Source organism: Sphingomonas sp. P4_D12 (assembly GCF_056401895.1).
Window position 1 is genome coordinate 87356 of the sequence record NZ_JBFUIL010000004.1, and the last position, 20997, is coordinate 108352.

The 20997-nt window shown below is 65.9% G+C and carries 20 protein-coding genes; 4 read left to right on the forward strand and 16 right to left on the reverse strand.

The genetic code is table 11. From position 1 onward, the window contains the following. Window positions 1-61: 61 nt before the first annotated feature. The 3 genes from AC1DSD_RS08730 to AC1DSD_RS08740 form a co-directional block, all read right to left on the reverse strand. Window positions 62-1087 (reverse strand): glycosyltransferase family 4 protein, encoded by a 1026-nt coding sequence (locus AC1DSD_RS08730; RefSeq protein WP_478029636.1) that lies wholly within the window; start codon window positions 1085-1087, stop codon window positions 62-64. Further along, window positions 1084-2682: an alpha-amylase family glycosyl hydrolase gene (locus tag AC1DSD_RS08735; protein WP_478029638.1), complete on the reverse strand. Its 1599-nt coding sequence runs from the start codon at window positions 2680-2682 to the stop codon at window positions 1084-1086. The genes AC1DSD_RS08730 and AC1DSD_RS08735 overlap by 4 nt, the downstream gene beginning before the upstream one ends. A 170-nt stretch (window positions 2683-2852) precedes the next feature. Beyond that, window positions 2853-3746, reverse strand: a complete 894-nt coding sequence (locus tag AC1DSD_RS08740; protein WP_478029639.1) for a LysR family transcriptional regulator — start codon at window positions 3744-3746, stop codon at window positions 2853-2855. Between the two features lie 99 nt (window positions 3747-3845). Between AC1DSD_RS08740 and AC1DSD_RS08745 the strand changes: the two genes are divergently transcribed. The 4 genes from AC1DSD_RS08745 to AC1DSD_RS08760 all read left to right on the forward strand — a co-directional run bounded on the left by AC1DSD_RS08745 (window position 3846) and on the right by AC1DSD_RS08760 (window position 8629). Further along, window positions 3846-4880 carry an aldo/keto reductase gene (locus AC1DSD_RS08745; RefSeq protein WP_478029891.1) on the forward strand — a complete coding sequence of 345 codons (1035 nt, stop codon included), beginning with the start codon at window positions 3846-3848 and terminating at the stop codon, window positions 4878-4880. Between the two features lie 12 nt (window positions 4881-4892). Then, window positions 4893-6068 carry an MFS transporter gene (locus AC1DSD_RS08750; RefSeq protein ID WP_478029641.1) on the forward strand — a complete coding sequence of 392 codons (1176 nt, stop codon included), beginning with the start codon at window positions 4893-4895 and terminating at the stop codon, window positions 6066-6068. Between the two features lie 226 nt (window positions 6069-6294). Next, the gene (locus AC1DSD_RS08755) at window positions 6295-8022 is read left to right on the forward strand and encodes a sensor histidine kinase (protein WP_478029642.1); all 1728 of its coding nucleotides are present in this window, start codon (window positions 6295-6297) and stop codon (window positions 8020-8022) included. Then, complete coding sequence (locus AC1DSD_RS08760; RefSeq protein WP_478029644.1) at window positions 8000-8629, forward strand: response regulator; 630 nt, start codon at window positions 8000-8002, stop codon at window positions 8627-8629. Before AC1DSD_RS08755 ends, AC1DSD_RS08760 begins: the two co-directional genes overlap by 23 nt. On the opposite strand, the gene AC1DSD_RS08765 is transcribed toward AC1DSD_RS08760, so the two are convergent. From AC1DSD_RS08765 to cpaB, 13 genes are read right to left on the reverse strand one after another with little or no spacing between them, the layout of a single operon-like run. After that, window positions 8609-9157, reverse strand: a complete 549-nt coding sequence (locus tag AC1DSD_RS08765; protein ID WP_478029645.1) for an A24 family peptidase — start codon at window positions 9155-9157, stop codon at window positions 8609-8611. The genes AC1DSD_RS08760 and AC1DSD_RS08765 overlap by 21 nt on opposite strands. After that, window positions 9154-9966, reverse strand: coding sequence for a tetratricopeptide repeat protein (locus AC1DSD_RS08770; protein WP_478029646.1), 813 nt, complete (start codon window positions 9964-9966; stop codon window positions 9154-9156). The genes AC1DSD_RS08765 and AC1DSD_RS08770 overlap by 4 nt, the downstream gene beginning before the upstream one ends. Then, the gene (locus AC1DSD_RS08775; protein WP_478029648.1) at window positions 9963-10973 is read right to left on the reverse strand and encodes a LytR C-terminal domain-containing protein; all 1011 of its coding nucleotides are present in this window, start codon (window positions 10971-10973) and stop codon (window positions 9963-9965) included. Before AC1DSD_RS08775 ends, AC1DSD_RS08770 begins: the two co-directional genes overlap by 4 nt. Before the next feature lie 4 nt (window positions 10974-10977). Further along, entirely contained in the window at window positions 10978-11946 is a 969-nt protein-coding gene (locus AC1DSD_RS08780) for a type II secretion system F family protein (protein WP_478029649.1), read from the reverse strand. A 4-nt stretch (window positions 11947-11950) separates the two neighbouring features. After that, window positions 11951-12952, reverse strand: coding sequence for a type II secretion system F family protein (locus AC1DSD_RS08785; protein WP_478029650.1), 1002 nt, complete (start codon window positions 12950-12952; stop codon window positions 11951-11953). Beyond that, window positions 12952-14319 carry a CpaF family protein gene (locus AC1DSD_RS08790; protein ID WP_478029651.1) on the reverse strand — a complete coding sequence of 456 codons (1368 nt, stop codon included), beginning with the start codon at window positions 14317-14319 and terminating at the stop codon, window positions 12952-12954. The genes AC1DSD_RS08785 and AC1DSD_RS08790 overlap by 1 nt, the downstream gene beginning before the upstream one ends. Next, the gene (locus AC1DSD_RS08795) at window positions 14319-15506 is read right to left on the reverse strand and encodes a CpaE/TadZ family protein (protein WP_478029652.1); all 1188 of its coding nucleotides are present in this window, start codon (window positions 15504-15506) and stop codon (window positions 14319-14321) included. The genes AC1DSD_RS08790 and AC1DSD_RS08795 overlap by 1 nt, the downstream gene beginning before the upstream one ends. Window positions 15507-15537: 31 nt before the next feature. Continuing rightward, window positions 15538-16152, reverse strand: a complete 615-nt coding sequence (locus AC1DSD_RS08800) for a TadE/TadG family type IV pilus assembly protein (protein ID WP_478029653.1) — start codon at window positions 16150-16152, stop codon at window positions 15538-15540. Beyond that, window positions 16149-16667 carry a TadE/TadG family type IV pilus assembly protein gene (locus AC1DSD_RS08805; protein ID WP_478029654.1) on the reverse strand — a complete coding sequence of 173 codons (519 nt, stop codon included), beginning with the start codon at window positions 16665-16667 and terminating at the stop codon, window positions 16149-16151. Before AC1DSD_RS08805 ends, AC1DSD_RS08800 begins: the two co-directional genes overlap by 4 nt. Continuing rightward, the gene (locus tag AC1DSD_RS08810; RefSeq protein WP_478029655.1) at window positions 16664-18205 is read right to left on the reverse strand and encodes a pilus assembly protein TadG-related protein; all 1542 of its coding nucleotides are present in this window, start codon (window positions 18203-18205) and stop codon (window positions 16664-16666) included. The genes AC1DSD_RS08805 and AC1DSD_RS08810 overlap by 4 nt, the downstream gene beginning before the upstream one ends. Before the next feature lies 1 nt (window position 18206). After that, window positions 18207-18521, reverse strand: coding sequence for a hypothetical protein (locus tag AC1DSD_RS08815; RefSeq protein ID WP_478029656.1), 315 nt, complete (start codon window positions 18519-18521; stop codon window positions 18207-18209). A 5-nt stretch (window positions 18522-18526) separates the two neighbouring features. Continuing rightward, window positions 18527-20047, reverse strand: a complete 1521-nt coding sequence (locus AC1DSD_RS08820; protein WP_478029657.1) for a type II and III secretion system protein family protein — start codon at window positions 20045-20047, stop codon at window positions 18527-18529. Then, window positions 20019-20921, reverse strand: a complete 903-nt coding sequence (gene cpaB, locus AC1DSD_RS08825) for a Flp pilus assembly protein CpaB (protein ID WP_478029658.1) — start codon at window positions 20919-20921, stop codon at window positions 20019-20021. The genes AC1DSD_RS08820 and cpaB overlap by 29 nt, the downstream gene beginning before the upstream one ends. Between the last annotated feature and the right edge of the window lie 76 nt (window positions 20922-20997).

A 20997-nucleotide genomic window follows, 5' to 3' on the forward strand; every position in this document is an offset into this window, starting at 1 on the left:
GCCTTCTGGATCCCTTGGAAATGTTGTTTCGTCGAGCAGTCGGTTGCGGGCAGCGCGTCAGTCAGCCGTTGCGGACCTGTGCATGCTGCAGCACCGAGCGGTAGAGCGCGATGTACTCGTCGGCCATCCGGTCGACCGAAAAGCGCTCGATGGCGCGTTGCCGGACGACGGCCCGGTCCAACTCGTCGATACGGGCGATCGCGCGAACCGCGCCCTTCGCATCATCGACCAGAAAGCCGGTCCTATCATGCTCGATCAGCTCGCTCATCGATCCGCGCCGCGTGGCGATGACCGGCGTGCCGCAGGCCATCGCCTCGACCACCGACAGGCCGAACGGCTCGTCGAAATTGATCAGGTGGAGCAGCGCGCGGGCCTTGCCCAGCGCCCGCGCCCGATCGGCGCCGCCGACCGGACCGTGATATCGGATTTGGTCGTCGAGTTCGGGCGCGACCGCGGCATCGAAATAGCCCTGGTCCTGGACGATGCCGTACATATCGAGCCGGTGGCCGCTGCGGCGGGCGGCGGCGATCGCTTCCTTCGCACCTTTGTCGGGATGAATGCGGCCGAAGAACAACAGGCCGTCGCCGCCGTCCGGCTCGAACGGAAATTCCTCCAATGCGATTCCGTGATGGATAGTGGCGGCGTAGCGCAGCGACGGATGCCGGTCCGCCTCGCTGATCGCGACATAATGAACGCGATCCTGGAACGGTTGATACATCGGCAGGATGCTTTCGGACGAGAAACCGTGGATCGTCGTCACCATCGGCGTGCGCACCAGCGGTGCGAAGGCATGCGCCGGGAAATCGGCCTGATTGTGGATCAGGTCGAAACGGTCGGCCCGCGCGAACAAATGCGAGAGGTGGCGATATTCCCACACTTTCGCGTCGATCGTCGGGTCCTCCGAGTAAGGCGCGGGGACGACGCCGTCGAGCTTGGCCGAGGTGATGCTGTCCAAAGTCGCGAACAGCGTAACGTCGACGCCTCGCGCGACCAGCGCCTCGGTCAACAGGCTGGTCACCAGTTCCCATGGTCCGTAGTGCCGCGGCGGGGTGCGCCAGGCGATCGGTGCCAGCATCGCGATCTTCATGACGCGCCCGGGCCGTTCAAGCGAAAGGCCATGGCTTCGTTCGGGCGCAGCATGTCGCCCAAGCTCTCGCGCGGGTGCGTGCCGACGAGCAAGTGCGCCGCGGGATCGAAATCGAACGGCAATTTGATCGCATTGGCGGCGAGGTTGAGCGCCACCCGCACGCGCTCGCGATCGTCGAACCGGTCATAGACCAGCAGATCGCCGTCCGCCGCGACCAGCTCGAATGCGCCGAGCGCCAGTGCCGACGACTCCCGCCGGCAGCGCAGTAACTGGCGATAGAGCGACAGCATCGATCCGCTATCCTGCTGCTGGGCCTGGACGTTACGGAGCGGCCAGTCGTCGTTGAGCGGCAGCCACGGCTCGATGGTGCTGAACCCGGCATTGGCCGATCCGTCCCAGGGCATCGGCGTGCGCGAGCGGTCGCGGCCGAGGCCCATGCCCGGTTGCCTCAAATCCTGGGGATCGCGGATGCGGTTCGGCGGGATGGTCACCTTGCCGATCCCGAGTTCGTCGCCCTGATACAAGGTCGGCGTGCCACGCAGCGTCAGCAACAGCATCGCTGCGACACGCGCCTGCGCCTCGCCCAGCCGCGCCGCGATGCGTGGGGCATCGTGGCTGCCGATCACCCAGTTCGGCCAGGCTCCCTCGGGCAACGCCGCTTCATAGGCGCCGATCATCGCGGCGAGCGATTGCGCGTGCCATGGCGCGTCGAGCAGCTGGAAATTGAACGGCAGGTGCACCCCCGGCGCGCCGCGGCCGTAATAATGCATCAGCGTTTCGACCGGCAGGCAGATCTCGCCGACCAGCAGGCGGTTGCCATAACTGTCCGCCAGCGCGCGGAACGCCGCGGCAATGTCATGGACCTCGGGCTGGTTGGTCGAATGGATCTGCAGCAGCTTGAGCTTTTCGCCCAGTTCGGCGCGGTAATGCGGATTAAGCGGATTGTCGGGTAGCCCTTCCGCCTTGACCATGTGCCACAGCACGTCGATCCGGAACCCGTCGACCCCGCGCTCGAACCAGAAGCGCAGCACGTCGGTCATCGCCTCGCGCACGGCAGGGTTGCGCCAGTTGAGGTCGGGCTGCTCTTTCAGGAAAGCGTGCAGATAATATTGCCCGGTCGCCTCGTCCCATTGCCAGGCCGAGCCGCCCATGTCGCTGATCCAGTTGTTGGGCGGGCCGCCGCCCGGCGCCGGATCGCGCCAAATGTACCAGTCGCGCTTGGGGTCGTCGCGCGACCGCCGGCTCTCGAGAAACCAGGGATGCTGGTCGGAGCTGTGGTTGGGGACGAAATCGAGCAGCAGCCGGAGGCCGCGCGCATGCGCCGCCTTCAGCAGTCGGTCGAAATCGTCGAGCGTGCCGAACAGCGGATCGACGCCGCAATAATCGGCAACGTCGTAGCCGAAATCGACCATCGGCGACGGGAAGATCGGCGACAGCCAGATCGCCTCGACGCCGAGGGCCGCGATATAATCGAGCCGCTGCTCGATCCCGCGCAGATCGCCGACCCCGTCGCCGTTGCTGTCCTGGAACGAGCGTGGATAGACCTGATAGATGACGCCGCTTTCCCACCAGGGCGCTTTCCTGGTCGATGTCACTCCGTCACGCCTTTTCAACGCCTCTGGAAAGTGGCGGGACGTCGCCGGGCGTCGATAGTGCGTGGACCTGACGCTGAACGATCATGATCTTCTCCTCGGGATCGGGCTAAAAGCTCGAAACTGGCTGCGTGGTTCCGAAAGGACTCGTTGGTCATCGAGATGGGGCGATCTCACCGCAAATTTTCGGCGAGAAAGTCGACAAAGACCCGTATCCGCGCCGGGGTGCTGACGCCGCCCACGAATACGGCGTGGATTTGTTCGACATCGCCGGGATTGAACTCCTCCAGGATCGGGACGAGTTGGCCACTGGCGATCTCCTGGGCGACGCTGAAGGCGCCGACGCGCGCGATGCCGATGCCGATCGCGGCGAGCTGGCCCAGCGTCTCGCCGTTATTTGCTTCGATGTTGCCCTTCACGCATAGCGAGAAATCGCTCCCGTCACGGCGGAACGGCCAGATCGGCTCGGCGCGCCGGAAATTGAAGTTCAGACAATTATGCTGGTGCAGCTCTTCGGGCTCGCGCGGTGTGCCATGTTTGGCGAGATAGTCTGGCGATGCCACGATGACCCGGCGGGTCTCGCCGAGCTTGCGGGCCGTGAGCGTGCTGTCGGGTAGCGGACCGAAGCGGATCGCGACATCGGCCTGTCCCGCGGCGACATCGACCAGCGTGTCGGTCAGCGCGATATCGACCAGGATATGCGGATGGGAAGCGGCGAACTTGCCTAGGAGCGGCACCACGCAGAGCCGCCCATGGGCTAGCGCCGCGCTGACGCTCAGCCGGCCGCGCGGCGCGCCCTGGTCGGCGATCTGCTGCTCGGCATCGTCGAGATCGGCGAGGATGCGCCGCGCCGCCTGAAGATAGGATTGGCCCTCCGCGGTCAGCGCCAGCGTGCGGGTCGAGCGGAGCAGCAAGCGTATGCCGAGCCGCGCCTCGATCCGGTCGATCCCGCGCGCGACCGCCGACGGACTGAGGCCGAGGAGGCGGCCCGCCGCCGAAAAACTGCCATTGTCGATCACCGCCATGAACAGCGCCATCTCGCGCGCCCGATCGGTTCCGCTCGCCATCTTTGCGCCCAATGCAATAATCTTTCGCGTCGACTGCGGGTACACGGGCAAAGCCTTGATGTCCATCTATGCGCCGAACGAACAAGGGATGAGTAGATGATGGAATATCGGCAATTGGGGTCATCGGGTTTGCGGGTACCGGCGCTGAGTTTCGGCACCGGAACCTTCGGCGGTCACGGGCCGCTGTTCAGCGCCTGGGGAACGAGCGATGTCGCCGAGGCGCGGCGGCTGGTCGACTTGTGCCTGGATGCCGGCGTCACGTTGTTCGATACGGCAGACGTCTATTCCAACGGCGCCTCCGAGGAGATTCTCGGCGCTGCGATCCGCGACCGCCGTGATAGTGTGCTGATCTCGACCAAGATCGGCCTGCCGATGGGAGATGGGCCGCAGGATTGGGGCGCGTCCCGGGCCCGGCTGATCCGCGCGGTCGAGGACGCGTTGCGGCGGCTGGGCACCGACTATATCGATCTGCTCCAGCTCCATGCCTTCGACGCCTCGACACCGGCCGAGGAAGTCATGGGCACGCTCGACCAGCTGATCGCCGCGGGCAAGATCCGTTATGCCGGCGTTTCCAACTATCCCGGCTGGCAGATCATGAAGGCGCAGGCGATCGCTGATCGCTACGGCTGGCCTCGTCTCGTCGCGCACCAGGTCTATTATTCGTTGATCGGCCGCGCTTACGAATCCGAGCTGATGCCGCTCGCCGCCGACCAGGGTGTTGGCGCGTTGGTGTGGAGCCCGCTTGGATGGGGGCGGCTGACCGGGAAGATCGGGCGGGATCGTCCGATACCGGCGGGAAGCCGGCTGCACGACACCGAACAATTCGCGCCGCCGGTGGAAACCGAGCAGCTCTATCGTGTCGTCGATGCGCTCGAGGCGGTGGCGGCCGAGACGGGCAAGACCGTGCCCCAGATCGCGATCAATTGGCTGCTGCGGCGCCCGACCGTCTCGTCGGTGATCATCGGCGCGCGCAACGAGGAGCAATTGCGCGACAATCTTGGCGCCGTCGGCTGGTCGCTTACCCCCGAACAGGTCGCAAGGCTCGATGCGGCAAGCGACGTGCTGCCGCCTTATCCGCACACGCCTTACCGCCAGCAGGAGGGCTTTGCCCGCCTCAATCCGGCGCTGGTCTGAAAGGAGGCGGCAATGAAGTTCAATCCCGGCCTCTTGGCCTTGTCGGTCGGCGCCTTCGGCATCGGGGTGACCGAGTTCGCCCCGATGGGGCTGCTCCCGGTGATCGCGAAAGATCTCGGCGTCTCGATTCCGGCCGCCGGCCTGCTCATCAGCGGCTATGCGCTGGGCGTGATGATCGGCGCGCCGCTGATGACGCTGACCACCGGCCGCGTCCCGCGCCGGGCGCTGCTGATCGGGCTCGCCGCCATCTTCACGCTGGGCAATGTGCTGGCGGCGGTTTCGCATAGTTATGCGCTGTTGTTGGCGGCGCGGATCCTGACCTCGTTCAACCATGGCGCCTTTTTCGGCGCCGGGTCGATCGTCGCGGCTGGGCTTGTGCCGCCGCAGCGGAGGGCCAGCGCGGTCGCCGCGATGTTCATGGGGCTGACCATCGCCAATGTCGTCGGCGTGCCGCTCGCGACCTGGGCGGGCGAGCATCTCGGCTGGCGCGCCTCGTTCTGGGGCATCGCCGCCTTGGGTGTGGCCACCATCGTTTCGCTGCGGTTGACGCTGCCGGCCCTGCCGGCACCGGAAGGCGGCAATGCCATCGCCGAGCTGCGCGTGTTGATGCGCGGCAAGGTGCTGGGAGCGCTTGCGCTCACCGTGATCGGATCGAGCGCGATGTTCACCGTCTTCACCTATATCGCGCCGATCCTGCGCGACGCGACCCATGCCTCGCTCGGCCTCGTCACCGCGATGCTGGTGACCTACGGTCTGGGACTCACGGTTGGTAATTGGGCCGGCGGCAAATTCGCGGACCGGCACGTCGACCGCACGCTGATCGTTACCCTGGCGTCGCTGTCGGCGATCTTGATCGCGTTCGCCTTGACGATGTCTTATGCCGCCCCGACCGCGATCCTGGTCTTTGCCTGGGGTGTGGCGAGCTTCGCCCTCGTGCCGCCGCTGCAGGTGCGCGTGATGGCGGCGGCCGCGGACGCTCCGAACCTCGCGTCCTCGGTCAATATCGGCGCGTTCAATCTCGGCAATGCCTTTGGCGCCGCTTTGGGCGGCGGCGTGATTGCCGCCGGATGGGGCTACCCGGCCGTCGCGCTGGCCGGAGCGGTGACGTCGGCGATCGGATTGGTCGCGGTCATGCTCGCCGCCAAGCGGCACTCGCTTCCCGCTCGTCGTCCGTGTTCGGCGATATAGATTGTTGACCCGGCCGCCCGCGTTCATCGCGCGCGGCGTTGGGGGCGGGGCTTCGATACGTAGAATTGCGAATTGACTGGCGATGCCAGGGGGCGAAAGGCGCTTTTCGTCCCCAATCGACGACCTGCGTTTGCAGCTGGCGGTGCATTTCTTGGGACAATCGGCGCTACGAGATCATCTGACATTAGTGTGTCGATGGTGTAACATCGCTGCGGGGGGAGGGCGATTGACGGGCGAGTTTGCAAACGGTCTTAGAGAGGCGCTGCGGCGCGATCTCGGTTATTCGGTGGCGCATGACGTCGTCGCCGCCGGCCGCACGCTGCTCGCGACGATCGCCTTGGGTATCGTCATGGCGATCCCGTTCCCGATTTCGGCGCTCGATCGGGCCGTCCACTGGTGCTTCATCGCCTATCTGCTGCTCGCGGTTGCGGCGCTGGTCGTGAGATTGGTGTCCTGGAAAGTCACGTGGTTGATACGCCGTATCGGATCGGTCGCCGATGAGGCGATCGGCCTCGGCGTGCTGATCTTCTATCCGACCGTCACCATTCTCTATCTGCCGTTCATCGTTTTCCTGCTGGTCGCCAAGCGGATTCAGTCGAGTATTGCCAGCGTCGCGCTCGAATATCTGATCTTCTCGCTCGTCATTCTTCTCCATAATCGGGCTGCGGCTTTGTGGCCGGCCTTGCCCCATATCAGTGACGGGCAACGGATGCTGCAATTCACGGTGCTGACCTTCATTGCCGCCGCCGCGCTGGTGGTGAAGATGCGGCAGACCGATGCGACATCGAGCGACCGCTGGAACGGCGAGTTGCTGGCCACGGGCATGCGCGCGCGGTCGATGCCGATCGAGGAGATCGCGGCGCGGCTGGCGAGCCGGTTCCAGGTGTCGACGATTCTGATCTGCTGGCGCGGCGGGGAGGATGACGACCGCCATTTCTATCGTTTCGCGGACGGCGCGCTGTCGCGGATCGATCCGCCGTCCGCGATCGCCGACCGCATGCTGCTGCCGACCGGCTGGGACGAAGCCTATCTGTGGGAGGCGCGGACCGGCAAGGCGATGGTCAACAGCGAGGCCGCGCGCGATCCGGTCGTTCGCACGATCGAGCCCGGTTTCCTGCCGGACGAGCTGGTCGACGGCGCGACGATCGTCGCAGCGATGCCGATCGCGGCGAACGCGATGGACGGCTATGTCTATCTGATCGGATTGCCGCGCGTGTCGGAGGTCCTGCTGGGTCAGGTCGTCAGCGCCGGCCATGCGGTCAGCGCGACGCTCGACCGCTACCAGATGTTCGAGGCGTGGCGCGAGAACGCCTTTGCCAATGCGCGGCTGGAGATCAGTCGCGACATGCATGACAGCGTGTTGCAGACGCTCGCCGGGCTCAGGATGCAGGTCGCGGTCCTGATGAAGGAAACCGACATGCCGGTGGCCAAGCGGCAGGAGCGACTGAAGGGCCTGGAGTCGATCATCGCCGCCGAACAGGCGTGCCTGCGCGAACTGATCAACGACAGCGCCCAGCCGGTCAGCGAGCGGATCGACCTCGCCAGCCATCTGGCGCAGCGCGCCGAATTGCTGTCGCGGCAATGGGGCATCGACTGTTCGGTCCAGGCCGAGCCAGCGGTGCTGCCCGTCTCTCCCGACATTGCGCTCGAAGTCGAGTTCCTGGTGCGTGAAGCCGTCTCGAACGCGGTGCAGCACGCCCATGCGTCCGTGGTCAAAGTGGCCGCGGCGCTGCGCGACGAGGCGGTGTTCGTCGCGATCAGGAGCAACGGCGCGACGGTCATCGACACCAGCGCCGATGGCGCCGACGTCGAAGGCGTCTTGTCGCATTCGCTGACCAAGCGCGTGAAAGCCCTCAACGGGCGCGCTTATACCGATCCGATGGAGCGCGGTGTGCTATTGTCGCTCAGAATTCCACTAAAGGCTGGTGTCCATGTCGAAACTGCTGCTGGTTGACGATCACCCGATCTTTCTCGAGGGGCTGCGCCAGTTTCTCGAGACCAACGGCCATGTTGTCCAGGACACCGCCCGAACGTCGGTCGATGCGATCGACCGCGTCGCGCATGGCGTATTCGACTTGCTGGTGCTCGACGTCAGCATGGCCGATGGCGGCGGCCTGCACATCCTGCGGACATTGCGCGGCGCGGGCAATCAGATCCCGATCGTCTTTCTCACCGTCGGCCTGAAGCCGGTCGAGACGATGGAGGCGGTCAAACTGGGCATTAACGGCATCGTTCTCAAGCACAACGACCCGAGCAATTTGATCACCTGTATCGAGGCGGTCAATCGCGGCGACACCTGGATCGATCCGACCATCATCGAGCGCGTGTTGAAGCGCAGCATGGCCGGCCAGTCGGTGCCCGTGCTGCCGCAATATGGGCTGACGCGCCGGCAGGAGGAATTGGTCAAGCTAGTCGGCGAAGGCCTGCGCAACCGCGAGATCGCGCGCCGCTGCGGACTGACCGAAGGCACGGTCAAGCTCCATCTGCACCACATCTACGGCAAGCTGGGGATCAGTTCGCGCGCTCAGCTCATCATGATGTTAGCTGCCGAAGCGATGTGAGCCGGTCAGGCTGGCCGGGTCGAGATACCAGGCCTTTGGCTGCGGATTGATGTTGCCCCCGACGATCGCGAGCATCGCGCCGGCCGAGATCGCCAGGCCATAGGGAATAGGGCCGCGCGCTTTGAGGCTGGGCACGTTGGTCGATTCGGTGAATCCCGCGGGCAGCATCCGCCGGAGTATGATGAAGGCGATGGCGAGCAGTGCGCCGCCGATCCCCATCCACAGATAGAGCGCCGCCGCGCCCTTGAAGTCGAACCATAAGGCGATCGCGGCCATCAATTTGACGTCGCCGCCGCCGAGCCATCCGCGCGAGAACAGGAACAGGCCGCCCAGGAAGGTGCCGACGAACACGAGCGCGTTCTGCCACAGCTGCGCGTTCCAGCCGCAGCCGTACATCCAGACCGGGAACAGCAGGATGATCGCGGCCGGGAATATGTTCGGGATGCGCAATTTCCACACATCGGTCAGCGCGGCGAGCGCCAGTACGAGATACAAAGCGATCAACAGGACGTTGGGAAGCGACGTCATTTCTGGGGCCCCAGCGACGAGAGGATATTGGCGGTTGCCGCCGGATAGATCGGCGCCGCGGCGAGCGACTGGGTCAGCCACGCCCGCGCATCGTCGCTCCGGCCAGCCAGCGAGGCGGCATAGCCGGCGTTGGACAATCGCTCTGCCCAGCGCGCCGCATCCTCCCCGCGCCTGCGCACCGGCGGTTCGCCCATCGATGCGGCGGCGATATCGAGATTGTTGGCGACACGTCGATCGTCCGGATCGGCCGCCAGCGCTTGTTGCAGCAAGGCTTTGGCTTCGGGATATCGGTGTTGCATCAACAGCGAGATCGCCATGTCGTTGAGCAGCGACGCGCGCGGCGCGCCCAGCGCCGACGCCCGCTCATAGGCCGCCTTGCTGTCGTTCCACCGCGCGCCGGAATCATAAGCGTGGCCGAGATCGGCCCATAGCCGCCAGTCGGCCGGGCAGCGCGTGGTCGCATCCTGCAACCGGACGAGGGCGGCCTCGGTATGCCGCATCGCCGCGGCCGCGCTGCCGAGCCCGGCGACCACGCGGCAATCGTCGCTGGGCGTTGCTGCCAGCTTGCCGAACGCACGCTCGGCTTCCGCATATTGGCCTTGCGCCAGCATCAGCTGCGCGCGGAGCACCGCGACATCGAACGTGCCGGATTGGGCGTCGGGCAACAGATCGAGCATCGTCTGCGCCTGGACCAGCCGCCCGCCCCGGATCGCGGCATCGACCAGCGCGAGATCGTCCGGCGGCGCCGCCGACGCTGTGCCACAAGCAAACAGGGCCGCCAGCGATAGCAGCCGGACGGCGAGGATCACCGTCGTCCCCCGGCGGGCTTGGCGGCGAACCGCAGCGCGTTAGCGCCGACCAGCAATTGGATCCGGTTGGCCTGGCTGGTGGCGTACAGCCGGGTCGGAAACGGCACTGCGCGCGCCAGCCGGCGTGCGGTCGCCTCGCCCGACGGCGGATAGAGGATACGGCTGACCGCGATGCGCAAGCCGCTGTCGCCGCGATCGAGTGGGCGCCAGCCGCGCCCGGCAAGATAGGATTGGACGCGCCCGGCAATGCCTTTGCGCCCAGCGGCATTGACCACCATCGTGTTGCGCAGCGCGCCTGGCGCCAACGGCGTGGCGATCGGCTTCGGAGACGCTACCCGCGAGGGTGCGGGTACCGACGCTGGCGCGGGCGAAGAGGCGAGGATTGCTCCCTTACCGACGCTGCGCGCTGGCGGCAGGATCAGACGAACGACCCCCGGGGCAAGTTGTTCGAGGCGCGGGCCGGCGACAATGACGGGGGCCGGCGCGACCGGCACCGCGGCCGCGCTCGCCAGCGCAGGGGCGGCTATTGGCGGCGGCGGCGCAACTGGCTGTGTTGGCATCGGTGCGGCGGCAGGCGTGGCGGATGCCGAGGCCAGCATGGTGCGCATGTCCAGGTCGAGCAACGCCGCGGCGTCATTGCGGCCCTGCGCGGTCAGCGACGCGGCATAAGCGCGGTAGAAAGCGTCGTTGCGCGGCGCCAGTGCCAGTGCCTTCTGGAAATAGACGTCGCTCAGATCGTAGCGGCGCAAATGGTCATAACAGAGCGCGAGCCCCTCGACCGCTGTCGCATCGTCGGGAGTCGCGACCAGGATGCGGCGATACATTTCGATCGCCAACCCGTAATTGCCGTCCGCGAGCAGTCGCGCGGCGGCGATCGACGAGGCGTCGGTCGCGGCGGTGAACCGCGTTCCCTCGGGCAGCGCGGTTCGCTTGGCCGAGCTCGTGCATCCGCTGGCAGCGACCAACAGGCCGATCAGCGCGGCACGCGAGGCGAGATTGCGCTTCATTCCGTCATCCTCCCATCATGGGCAGAAGCTGGCGAACGACGCGGATCGCAGCCGGCAGCATCAGCACGCCGATCATCACCGGCAACATGCAGGCGACGAGCGGGATCGAGATCAGCACCGGCAGACGATGCGCCTTTTCCTGTGCCAGCATCTTGCGGCGCTCGCGCATTTCGCCGGCATAGATGCGCAACGTCTGGCCGATGCTCGAGCCCAGCTTGTTCGACTGGATCAGCAAGGTGGTGAACGACCGGATCTGGTCGACCGCGGCGCGATCGCCCATCCGGCGCAGCGCTTCCTCGCGGCCGCGCCCGGCGCGCAGTTCGAGCACCGTGGTCGCGAGCAGATTGGCGACCAGCGGATGCGACCGTGCCATTTCGCGCCCGACGCGATCGAACGCCGCTTCCATGCCGAGCCCGGCCTCGACGCAGACCAGCATCAGGTCGAGCGCATCGGGAAAGCCGTTGACGATCTGCTCCTGGCGCCGCGATGCGCGCGCCGATACCCAGAGATTGGGCAAATAGAGTCCGAGCACTGCGAGCGCCGCGCCGAACAGATAAAGCTTGAGCAGCGACGGCGCCTCGCCGCGAAAGACTGTCGCCGCCACCAGGAGCAGCGGCAGGCCGAGCGTCAACGCCAGCCGCGCGAGGGTGAACACGCGCGGTGCCTGGGGCGAGGTATAGCCCGCTGCCGCCAGCCGCGCGGTCAGTGTCGCGTTGTTGGTATCGACCAGGGACACCCCGCGCTTCTCGATCGCGCCGACAAGGCGGCTCCAGGCGTCGGCGCGTCCCGAATCGCGCAAGGTCGCGACATGCCCCCCGGTCTGCCCCGCCGCTGCCGCTTCGGCGAGCCGGCGACGCACAGCGGCGCGCCCGGTGACGACGGTCGACACGCCAAGCACGATCATCACGACCACGGCGAACAGGCCGGCGAGGATCGCATAGCGCGGAAATTGCTGGATGACGGTTTCCCACATCGCGCTAGACCTTGATGTTGATGAGACGGCGGATGATGAAAAATCCGATCAGATAGAGCCCGATCAGACAGCCGAAGCCGATCGAGAAAGCGGGATCGCCCGCCACCTGAAGGTAGAAAGGCGGGTTGAGCAGGAACAAGGCGACGAACGCCATGACCGGCAACGCAGTCAGGATCGTCCCGGTCATGCGGCCTTCCGAGCTGAGCGCGCGGACCATCAGCACCATGCTGGCGCGCTCGCGGATGACCTGGGACAGGTTTTCGAGGATTTCGGCGAGATTGCCGCCGGTCTCGTTCTGCACCGACAAGGACACGACGAACATGCGCAGATCGTCGAGATCGCAGCGGTCGGCCATGTTCTGCAGCGCGTCGCGCAATTCCGCGCCATAAGCGACTTCGTCGGTGACGATGCCGAACTCGCTGCCGATCGGGTCGGTCATTTCCTGGGTGAGGAGATCGAGCGCGGAGGCTACCGGGTGCCCGGCACGCAGCCCGCGCACGAAGATGTCGAGCGCGACGGGGAATTGCTCGGCCATCTTCTTGCGGCGGCGTTCGGCGCGCTGCGCGATCAGCATCAGCGGCAGCACCATGCCCGCCGCGGTGGCGAAGCATGCCGCCATCAGCACCGTGCCCAGGCCGATCCGGAAACCGAAGATGACGGCGCCGAATATCGTCAGCATGAACAACACCGCGACGATCAGCAGCATCAGCATGAAGGTGCGTCCCGGCGACAGGCCGAACCCGGCGGTGCGGAGCGTCGTATCGAGCTTCTTCCCCGGGCCGGCCAGGAAGCCGGGCAAGCGGATCGCGTCGCCCCAAGTGTCGCGGCGCAGGCGCGCGAGGACTTCGGGCCGGTCGAACCCGCTGGCGATCAGGCGCAGGCGTTTGTTGACCGCCATCGCGCCGCCGCGATTGGTGCGATACCAGCGCATGCCGCCCTCGATGCCGAGCACGACCGCCGCGAAGACGAGCGCGAGGACGAGCAGCCGGATGACGTCGGAGGACATCAGTCGAGCGCCGCGCTGGGATTGAAGATATCGGCCGGCAGCTTGATGCCGCGATCCTCCAGCTCCTGCATGAAATGCGGACGGATGCCGCTCGCTTCGAACCGCCCGAGCACCGTGCCATGCTCGTCGCGGCCGGTCAGGCGGAAGCGGAAAATCTCCTGCATGGTGACGACCTCGCCTTCCATGCCGATCAGTTCGGACAGGCTCATCAGGCGGCGCTTGCCGTCGGACAATCGGCCGACCTGGATGACGACGTTGATCGCCGAGGCGATCTGCGCGCGCGCCGAGCGCGGCGCGATGTCGATCCCGCTCATCCCGATCATCTGTTCGAGCCGCGACAGCGCATCGCGCGCGGTATTGGCGTGGACCGTGGTCATCGACCCGTCATGGCCGGTGTTCATCGCCTGCAGCATGTCGAACGCCTCGCCGGCGCGGACTTCGCCGACGATGATGCGGTCGGGCCGCATGCGCAGCGCGTTCTTGAGCAGGTCACGCTGGGTGACTTCGCCATTACCCTCGATATTGGCCGGCCGCGTTTCCAGCCGCGCGATATGCGCTTGCTGCAGCTGGAGTTCGGCCGAATCCTCGATCGTCACGATCCGCTCGGAATTGTCGATATAGGCCGACATCGCGTTGAGCAGCGTGGTCTTGCCCGATCCGGTGCCGCCCGAGATCAGGATGTTGCGCCGCGCCTCGACGATCGCTTCGAGCACCTGCGCGACCGACCGCGGCACGCTGCCATAGGAAATCAGTCGATCCATATCGATCGGCACCCGCGCGAACTTGCGGATCGAGAGCAGCGACCCGTCGACCGCGAGCGGCGGGATGATCGCGTTGACGCGCGAGCCGTCGGCCAGTCGCGCATCGACATAAGGTGACGCCTCGTCGACCCGGCGCCCGACCGCGGAAACGATCTTCTGGATGATGCGCAACAGATGGCGCTCGTCCTTGAAGCGGATCGACGACGGCTCGAGCTTGCCGTGGCGCTCGACGAACACCGAGTCGAAGCCGTTGACCAGGATGTCGGTGATGCTCTCATCCTTGAGCAATGGCTCAAGCGGGCCGAGCCCGAGCAGTTCGTCGAGCACGTCGCTGACCAGCCGCTTGCGCTCGGCCAGGTTGAGCGCGTGTTTCTGCAGCGACAATTGTTCGTGGACGATCTCGCCGATCTCGGCGTGGATCTGCTCGCGCGACATGGTCTCCAGCGCCGACAGGTTGATCAGGTCGAGCAGGCGCTGGTGCAATTCCACCTTGAGCGCGGTGTGGCGATCGGCCTCGGCTTGCGACTGGACGTCCTTGTCGGGCACGGTTTCGGCCTGCCCGGAGGCAGCGCGTTCGCCGGCCCGTCTGATCTGCCAGGCACTCATCAGCCGCGCTCGAGCAGCATGTCGATCGCGTCGAGCAGCTTGTTGAGGTCGCGCGTTACCGCGCTTTTCGACTTGATGTCGCCGATCATCACGCCGCGATTGAGCGCGGTGTTCATCAACGCGAAGTCGCTGGTGACGCTGAGTCCGATCTGGCGGCCGATCGTATCCGACGCGTCCTTCAGGTTGATCTGCTGGAACAGCCGTTTCTCGACGCGGTTGACCACGACCTGAACCTTCTCGGCCGCGACGCCGAGCTTGAGCAGCAAGGCGAGTTGGCGTTGCGCCTGGCGCAGGCTGGCGATCGACAGTTCGACGATCAGGAACACGACGTCCGACTGCGCGACCAGCGAGAGCGACCAATTGGTCCAGTCGCTCGGCAGGTCGAGGAAGACGGTGCGATATTCCGCCGTCGCCAGATGGACGATATCGCAAATCTGGTCGGTGCCGACGGTGTCGGTTGGCATCAGGTCGGTCGGCGCGGCGACGACCCGCAGGCCCGACGCATGTTCGGCGGCGACCGAGGTCAGCACCGCCGGGTCGAGCCGCTTGCCGGCGTCGAGCAATTCGCTGACGGTCAAGGCCGGGCTGATCCCCAGATGCGTCGCGGCGTTGCCACCTTGCAGATCGAGGTCGAACAGGCAGGCCTTGAACCCGCGATCGGCTTCGCGCCGGGCATAAAGCGCGGCGGCCTGGGTCAGCAACGCGGTCGCGCCGACGCCGCCGACGCTCTTGATGATCGACACGACCTTGCCGGTCGGCGTCGCCAGGGCCAACCCGCGCTCGATCTCCTCGCGCATCCGTTCGAGCATTGTTTCGAGGTCGTTGCGGACCAGCGGCAAGGCGATGATGTCCTTGACGCCTGCGCGGAGCAGGGCCTGCATTGTCGGCACGGTCAGGTTGCGGACCGCCGCGATCACCGCGATCGATGGGTGCGCCACGTGCAGCCTGATCAGCCGCGCGAGCGAGGCGGGCCGGTCGGGCCGCACCTCGATCACGATCACCCGCGCGCGCTCGACGATCTCTTCCGGGACCTCGTCATCGAGTTCGATCTTGCTGGTGTCGAGCGACCAGCCGCCGACGACGCTGGGGCCGAATTCGGCGGTCAGCACTTCCTCTTGCGACAGCACCAATTCGACCGCCGCGCCGGGCCGCCTGATGGTCCAGCTATTCGGTTCGAACTCGGACAACTCTACCGCTCCCACAACTCAAACTCCCGGTTCATGTGCTTTTACCATCTTCCAGCGTCAGCGACGCCGCATAGGTAGGCAGGTTGATCGTGGCGCTCCCGAAGAAGCGGAACAGCATCGGCGTAAAGGTCGGCTGCTTGAGCCGGACCGTGACGACCGGGGATACCTGGATTCCGTTAGGATCTCCTGCATATCCCAAGCCCGAATATTCATAGCTGATCGTGACCTTGTCGGCGGTCAGGCTCGGGTAGAATCGCTGCATTTGGGTCACGATGGCGTTGAACGCCGTCGTATTGACGGGGGTGAGCGTGGGGCAAGTCGCCCCAGTCCTGCAGACGCAGGTCACCGTGCCGCTCGCCGAATTGCAATCCGCGCCACCGAACGAACTCAACGGAATGGGATCGCCTTGCGGAATGCCACCGGCGATCGCGAAGTCATAAGTCGCCAGCCCGGTCGGCACGATGTCGTTGGTGACCGCGTAGCGTACCCCCATCTGGGTTGCCTTTTCGGCACGGTTGCAGGTCCACAGGAACCGGCCGAGATCGACCGTGCCGATCATGAACGACAGCAGCAACGGCGTCAGCAGGCCGAATTCGGCGGCGGTCCCGCCATGCGTCGATCGCAGCAGCGCGCGTAACGTCGTCATGCGCCCACCACCGCCGCTTGCGCGGTCGCGTTGAGGTTGATCGTCGTGTTGGTGATGCCGAATGCCTTGAACAGCGAGGGATAGGGAACCGTCGCGGTCACCGAGACCACCGGTACGCCCGCCGTCGAGGCGGTGTAGATGCCGCCGCGATAGGTGGTGTCGGTGTTGCAGGCGACCGACACGACGATCGTGGCGTTGCTGGTCCAGCCGTTGAGGCGGACAGTGCCGGTTCCGTCGACGGTGTTGGTGCGCACCAGATTTTGGGTCGCGACGGCGATGGCGCTAGTGTCGGTCGTCACCGCGGCGCAATTGACCGGGTAGCGCCGCGACGCGTAGCGCGCACCGTCGCGTACGCCCTTCAGCACGGCATGTTCGGACAGGAAGTAATTGCCCAGGTCGACCGCGCCGCAGGAGAGCACCAGGAAGAATGGCGTGACGAGCGCCATTTCGACCGCCGCGGAACCGCGGCGACAGGCCAGCGCCCGTGAGGCGATCGAGAAGCGCCCCCCGCTCATTCGATCAGATAGGGTACGTCCTTGCGTACCACCTGTCCCGCGGTGCCGCCCGCGCTGCCGCTATCGGTGTCGCCGATGATTTCGACATAGATGTCGCCGGCGGTGGTCCGCGCCCGGTTGGCCGACGGTTCGGTCAGGAACAGTTCGACCCATTTGACCACCGGCACATTGGTCGACGATCCGTTGACACTGTTCTGCTGGCAATTGACGATCGCCGCCGAAATCCGCCGACGGTCAACATTGTTGCCGCCCGGAGTGATTCCGCCGGAGGGCGTTCCCGACCAGCAGATTGGTGCACCATAAGCGGTCGTGTTGGCGCCGACCGCTCGCGGCGTGTTGATCCGCGACGCGGCGTTGGTCAGTTCCCACGTATAGACTTGGTACCGCGTGACGGTGTTGGAATTGTACCCGGCTGTCGTCATCGCCGTACGCCAGTCGAACCCCGACCCATAATTGACGTAGAAATAGGCGTTGCGATCCCACAACCCGTCGCCGATCCGGCCGCTTGCGCAGGTGCCGTCGGCGCTTACCGCGTGGCACATGTCGCGTGGATAGCCCATCGCGTTGGGCATCTGTGCCGAAGTCAGCGGCGTGGTGGCGCTGGTCGGCAGATACGGATTCGACGCTTCCTGCCAGCCATTGTTGCCGAGCGTGCAGGAATTGTTGCCGTTGCCGTTCTGCTTGACCAGGTCTTTGACTGTGTTTGCCGACGGCGGACAGGTGCCGCCGCTCGGACAAGGCTGGCCAGAATCGTAAATGTCGAAGCGCGTGTTGAGCGCGTCGGTGACCGACACGCTGGCACCCGGCTTGGTGTCGACCCCGGTTTGCGGCAAGCAGTCGCCGGCCGGAGTCAGCCAGCCCAGCCCCTCGCGCAAACCTTGCGCGCCGTTGCTGCCTGCGTGGGTGTTGAGATACCCGAAATTGCCCGGTGCCCAGCCGCCATTGCCGCCGCCGACGGACACCAGATTGAGGCCATCGCCGATCAGCCCGCTGGCGTCGAAAGTCTTGACGGTGGCCGTCTCCTGCGGATTGCAGATCATCACCGGCGGCACCTTGCAGATGCCCGACGCCACGCCCGCAAACGCCTTGGCGTTGATGGCGGGCGAGGTAAAGGCGGCGACGACCGGCGTCAGCGCATAGCGCGCCTGTTTGGTGTCGACGGTGACCTGGACGAAATAGGCATTGGCATCGCTGGTCGACAGCGTGGTCTTGGCCTTGTCCTGATAGAAGACGACGTTGCCGCTGGTCACCGACACGGCGCGGTTGGCGCCGTCATTGGCGAACAGCGCCAGATTGGTGATCAGGCTCTGCGCGGCCGAGACCGCGCGGCTACGGGCATTGGTCTTGCCGTCTAGCTGCCCGGCGGCGGCCAGCGCGGCGTGGTCGGCGGCGTCCTGCAGCTCGGTATGCAAGCTGACAAGCCGCGAATAATCGAACCCGATCCCGGCCGCGCCGATCAGCGCGAACAGCGAAATGGCGACGATGGGCGCGACCGAACCGCTCTCCGATTTCCAGAGCTTTTGGGCTGCGCGGCGCATGTCAGTTGGAGCTGGGGGGGGATCCCCCCCCGCCTCCGCCGCTGCCGACACTCCCGCCGCTGCCGGTGGACTGGGCCTGGGGCTGCTTGACCGCGCCCTTGCGATAGCGCTCGGCGGCCCCCGCCGCCTGCGTCCCCGATCCGCCTTCCATCACCGCGGCCTCGGCCGGCACCGGCTTGGGATCGGGATTGATCGTCTGGAGGGCATAATCGGTCTTCACCGAGTCGCCCAACGTGGTGTCGATCGGCGTGCACCCGGCCAGCAAGCCGATGCTCCCCAGGAACGTGATAGCCGCGATCGGATGGATGAAGCGCATATCGGTCACCTTTGCGGCGCGTAGCCATTGGGACCGGAAAAGCCTCCGGCGGGTGGTATCGGCTTCGGCCCATCTTTGGGCGGCTCGTTCGGGTCGAATGGATTGGTCCCGACCGCCTTGTCGGTCCGCCCCATCATGAACAGATCGAGCTCGCTCGGCGGTTGCACGCGATCGGTCGGCAGGCGAAGCTGGCCCGCCGGCACCGGCCGCACCAGCCGCGGCGTGACGATGATGACCAGCTCGGTTTCCTGGCGCTGGAATCCCCTCGAGCTGAACAGCGCGCCGATGATCGGGATCGACCCGAGCAAGGGGAATTGCCGCACGGTGCTCTGGAAATCCTTGCGCAACAATCCGGCGATCGCGAACGACTGGCCATCGCGCAGTTCCAGCGTGGTCTTGGCGCGCCGCGTCTGCAGCCCGGGAATGGTCAGGCCGTTGATCGTGACCGAGGCCGAGGGATCGATCGAGCTGACTTCGGGCGCGACCACCATGTTGATCACGCCGTCATCGAGCACGGTCGGTGTGAACGCCAGGCTGACCCCGAACGGCTTGTATTCGACCGTAATCGCGTTGCTGCCGCTATTCTGGCCGCCACCGCTGCCGCCGCCCTGCGACACCGGCACCGGGAATTCTCCGCCCGCCAGGAACGATGCGGACTCGCCCGACAGCGCGACCAGGGTCGGCTCGGCCAGAGTGGTCACCAGCCCCTTGCGCTCGAGCGCATCGAGCGCGGTGAAGATGTTGAGATTGCCGAGCGAAATGCCCTTGGACACGACACCGAATGTGTCGAGGATACCGGACAGGTTGACTGTCGGCACCCCGTTCTTGTTGGTCAGCAGCGCCGTGCCTGGCGCGGTATTGCCGATACCGCCCTGAAAGGTGCTGGCGCCATTGCCGTTGGTGAAGGCGGTGTTGATCCCCAGGCTCTTCGCCACGTTGCGGTTCATTTCGGAGAACCGCACTTCGAGCATGACCTGTTGCGACGCGCCGACCGCCAGCAGGTTGACGACCTTGTCGCCGGCATAAGTGGCGGCGATCTGTTTGGCGCGATCGATCGCCGGGCCGCTCGAGACGGTGCCGGTCAGCACTACCGAGTCCCCCGACATACGGACACCGATCTGCTCGCTCGGCATCAGCTCGCTGAGTTGGCGGCGGAGCGAGAGGACATCGGGTCCGACCGCGACGTCGATCACCGAGATCAGATTGTTGTTCTTGTCATAGAGCGTCAGGCTGGTCGTGCCGATCTTCTTGCCCAGCACATAAAGCGAGCGATTGGTCAGCGGCAGGACGTCGGCGACATCGGCATTGCCGATCAGCGCCTTGGCGAACGGCCGGTCGGCGGTCAGCACCTGACTCTTGTTGACGGCGACGTCGAGCTGGCCGGCGCGCAGATTGGCATCCGCGGTCCTGACCGTTTCCTGCGCCTGGGTCATCGCCGGGGCGATGATGGCGGCGGCGCTGGCCGCCAGTGCGAGCACGCGACAGCGCGCTTTCATGTCAGCGACCGACATAGCGACCCACCTCATAGCTGCTGTCCTTGGTACCGCGGACGATCATGACCGTGAGGTCGGGATTGGCCGGCTTGCGCGGCGGTGCGCGCGGCCCTGCGGGTGGAGCGGAAAGGAGTGGCGGCTGAAAGCGCGGCGCGCCGTCCGAATAGCCACCGACATAGGCGCCATCGCGCAGATCGTTGGTGCTGACGGTTTCGACCGTCGGGCTGGTTTCCGACGCGGGATTGACCAGCGCCAGGCTGAGCTGTCCGACCTGTTGCGCCAGCGCGAGCTTCTGCGCATCGACCTGCGCGACTTCCAGCGTCGCGGTCTTGCCGATCGCCGGCTTGTCGGTGTTGTCGCTGGCATCCTGGTCGATCGCGATGACGCGGACCTTTTGCAGCAGGATGTCGGTGATCTGCTGGCTGTTGCCATTGGGATTCATCGGCGTGCGGGTGATCAGCACGTCGACGACGTCGCCCGGCAACACGAAGCCGGCGACGCCGGCGACGTCGCCGACGCGCACCGCGACGGCGCGCTTGGTCGGATCGAGCACCGCGGAAATCGCCGCGCGGCCGCCTTCACCGGAAATCTTGGAGCGCAGGATCGGCTCGTTCGCCGCCATCGGGCGAAGCGCGACGCGCGTGTGGTTCATCGGCAGCAGCTGCGGGATCGAGCTGAACGTCCCCTCGGGCAGCGAGCTCGCCGGCCAATCGACCAGCCGCACCTTGTCGGGCGTGATCGGCGTGCCGAAGTCGAGCGGAACGCTCGCCACGGCGACCTTGACCATGCCCTGGGCCGTGGTCGTCTGTTGCTGTTCGACCCGGCCAAGATAGGAATTGGCAAGGAAAACGGCCGCGAGCCCGATCAGGATCGCGACGCCCAATATGATAAGTCCCTGTCCACGCATGATTACCGACCCCCCGCCGGCCGATCGCTACCGCGATCGGAACGGGATCGCGGATGATCCGCGACCCCGCTCAGTT

Coding starts and splice junctions, on each gene's coding strand:
- AC1DSD_RS08745 (WP_478029891.1), top strand. CDS start 3,846: ATGGAATATCGGCAATTGGGGTCATCGGGTTTGCGGGTACCGGCGCTG.
- AC1DSD_RS08815 (WP_478029656.1), bottom strand. CDS start 18,521: ATGCGCTTCATCCATCCGATCGCGGCTATCACGTTCCTGGGGAGCATC.
- AC1DSD_RS08810 (WP_478029655.1), bottom strand. CDS start 18,205: ATGCGCCGCGCAGCCCAAAAGCTCTGGAAATCGGAGAGCGGTTCGGTC.
- AC1DSD_RS08800 (WP_478029653.1), bottom strand. CDS start 16,152: ATGACGACGTTACGCGCGCTGCTGCGATCGACGCATGGCGGGACCGCC.
- AC1DSD_RS08750 (WP_478029641.1), top strand. CDS start 4,893: ATGAAGTTCAATCCCGGCCTCTTGGCCTTGTCGGTCGGCGCCTTCGGC.
- AC1DSD_RS08820 (WP_478029657.1), bottom strand. CDS start 20,047: ATGAGGTGGGTCGCTATGTCGGTCGCTGACATGAAAGCGCGCTGTCGC.
- AC1DSD_RS08780 (WP_478029649.1), bottom strand. CDS start 11,946: ATGTGGGAAACCGTCATCCAGCAATTTCCGCGCTATGCGATCCTCGCC.
- AC1DSD_RS08765 (WP_478029645.1), bottom strand. CDS start 9,157: ATGACGTCGCTTCCCAACGTCCTGTTGATCGCTTTGTATCTCGTACTG.
- cpaB (WP_478029658.1), bottom strand. CDS start 20,921: ATGCGTGGACAGGGACTTATCATATTGGGCGTCGCGATCCTGATCGGG.
- AC1DSD_RS08785 (WP_478029650.1), bottom strand. CDS start 12,952: ATGTCCTCCGACGTCATCCGGCTGCTCGTCCTCGCGCTCGTCTTCGCG.
- AC1DSD_RS08730 (WP_478029636.1), bottom strand. CDS start 1,087: ATGAAGATCGCGATGCTGGCACCGATCGCCTGGCGCACCCCGCCGCGG.
- AC1DSD_RS08760 (WP_478029644.1), top strand. CDS start 8,000: ATGTCGAAACTGCTGCTGGTTGACGATCACCCGATCTTTCTCGAGGGG.
- AC1DSD_RS08740 (WP_478029639.1), bottom strand. CDS start 3,746: ATGGCGAGCGGAACCGATCGGGCGCGCGAGATGGCGCTGTTCATGGCG.
- AC1DSD_RS08805 (WP_478029654.1), bottom strand. CDS start 16,667: ATGAGCGGGGGGCGCTTCTCGATCGCCTCACGGGCGCTGGCCTGTCGC.
- AC1DSD_RS08775 (WP_478029648.1), bottom strand. CDS start 10,973: ATGAAGCGCAATCTCGCCTCGCGTGCCGCGCTGATCGGCCTGTTGGTC.
- AC1DSD_RS08790 (WP_478029651.1), bottom strand. CDS start 14,319: ATGAGTGCCTGGCAGATCAGACGGGCCGGCGAACGCGCTGCCTCCGGG.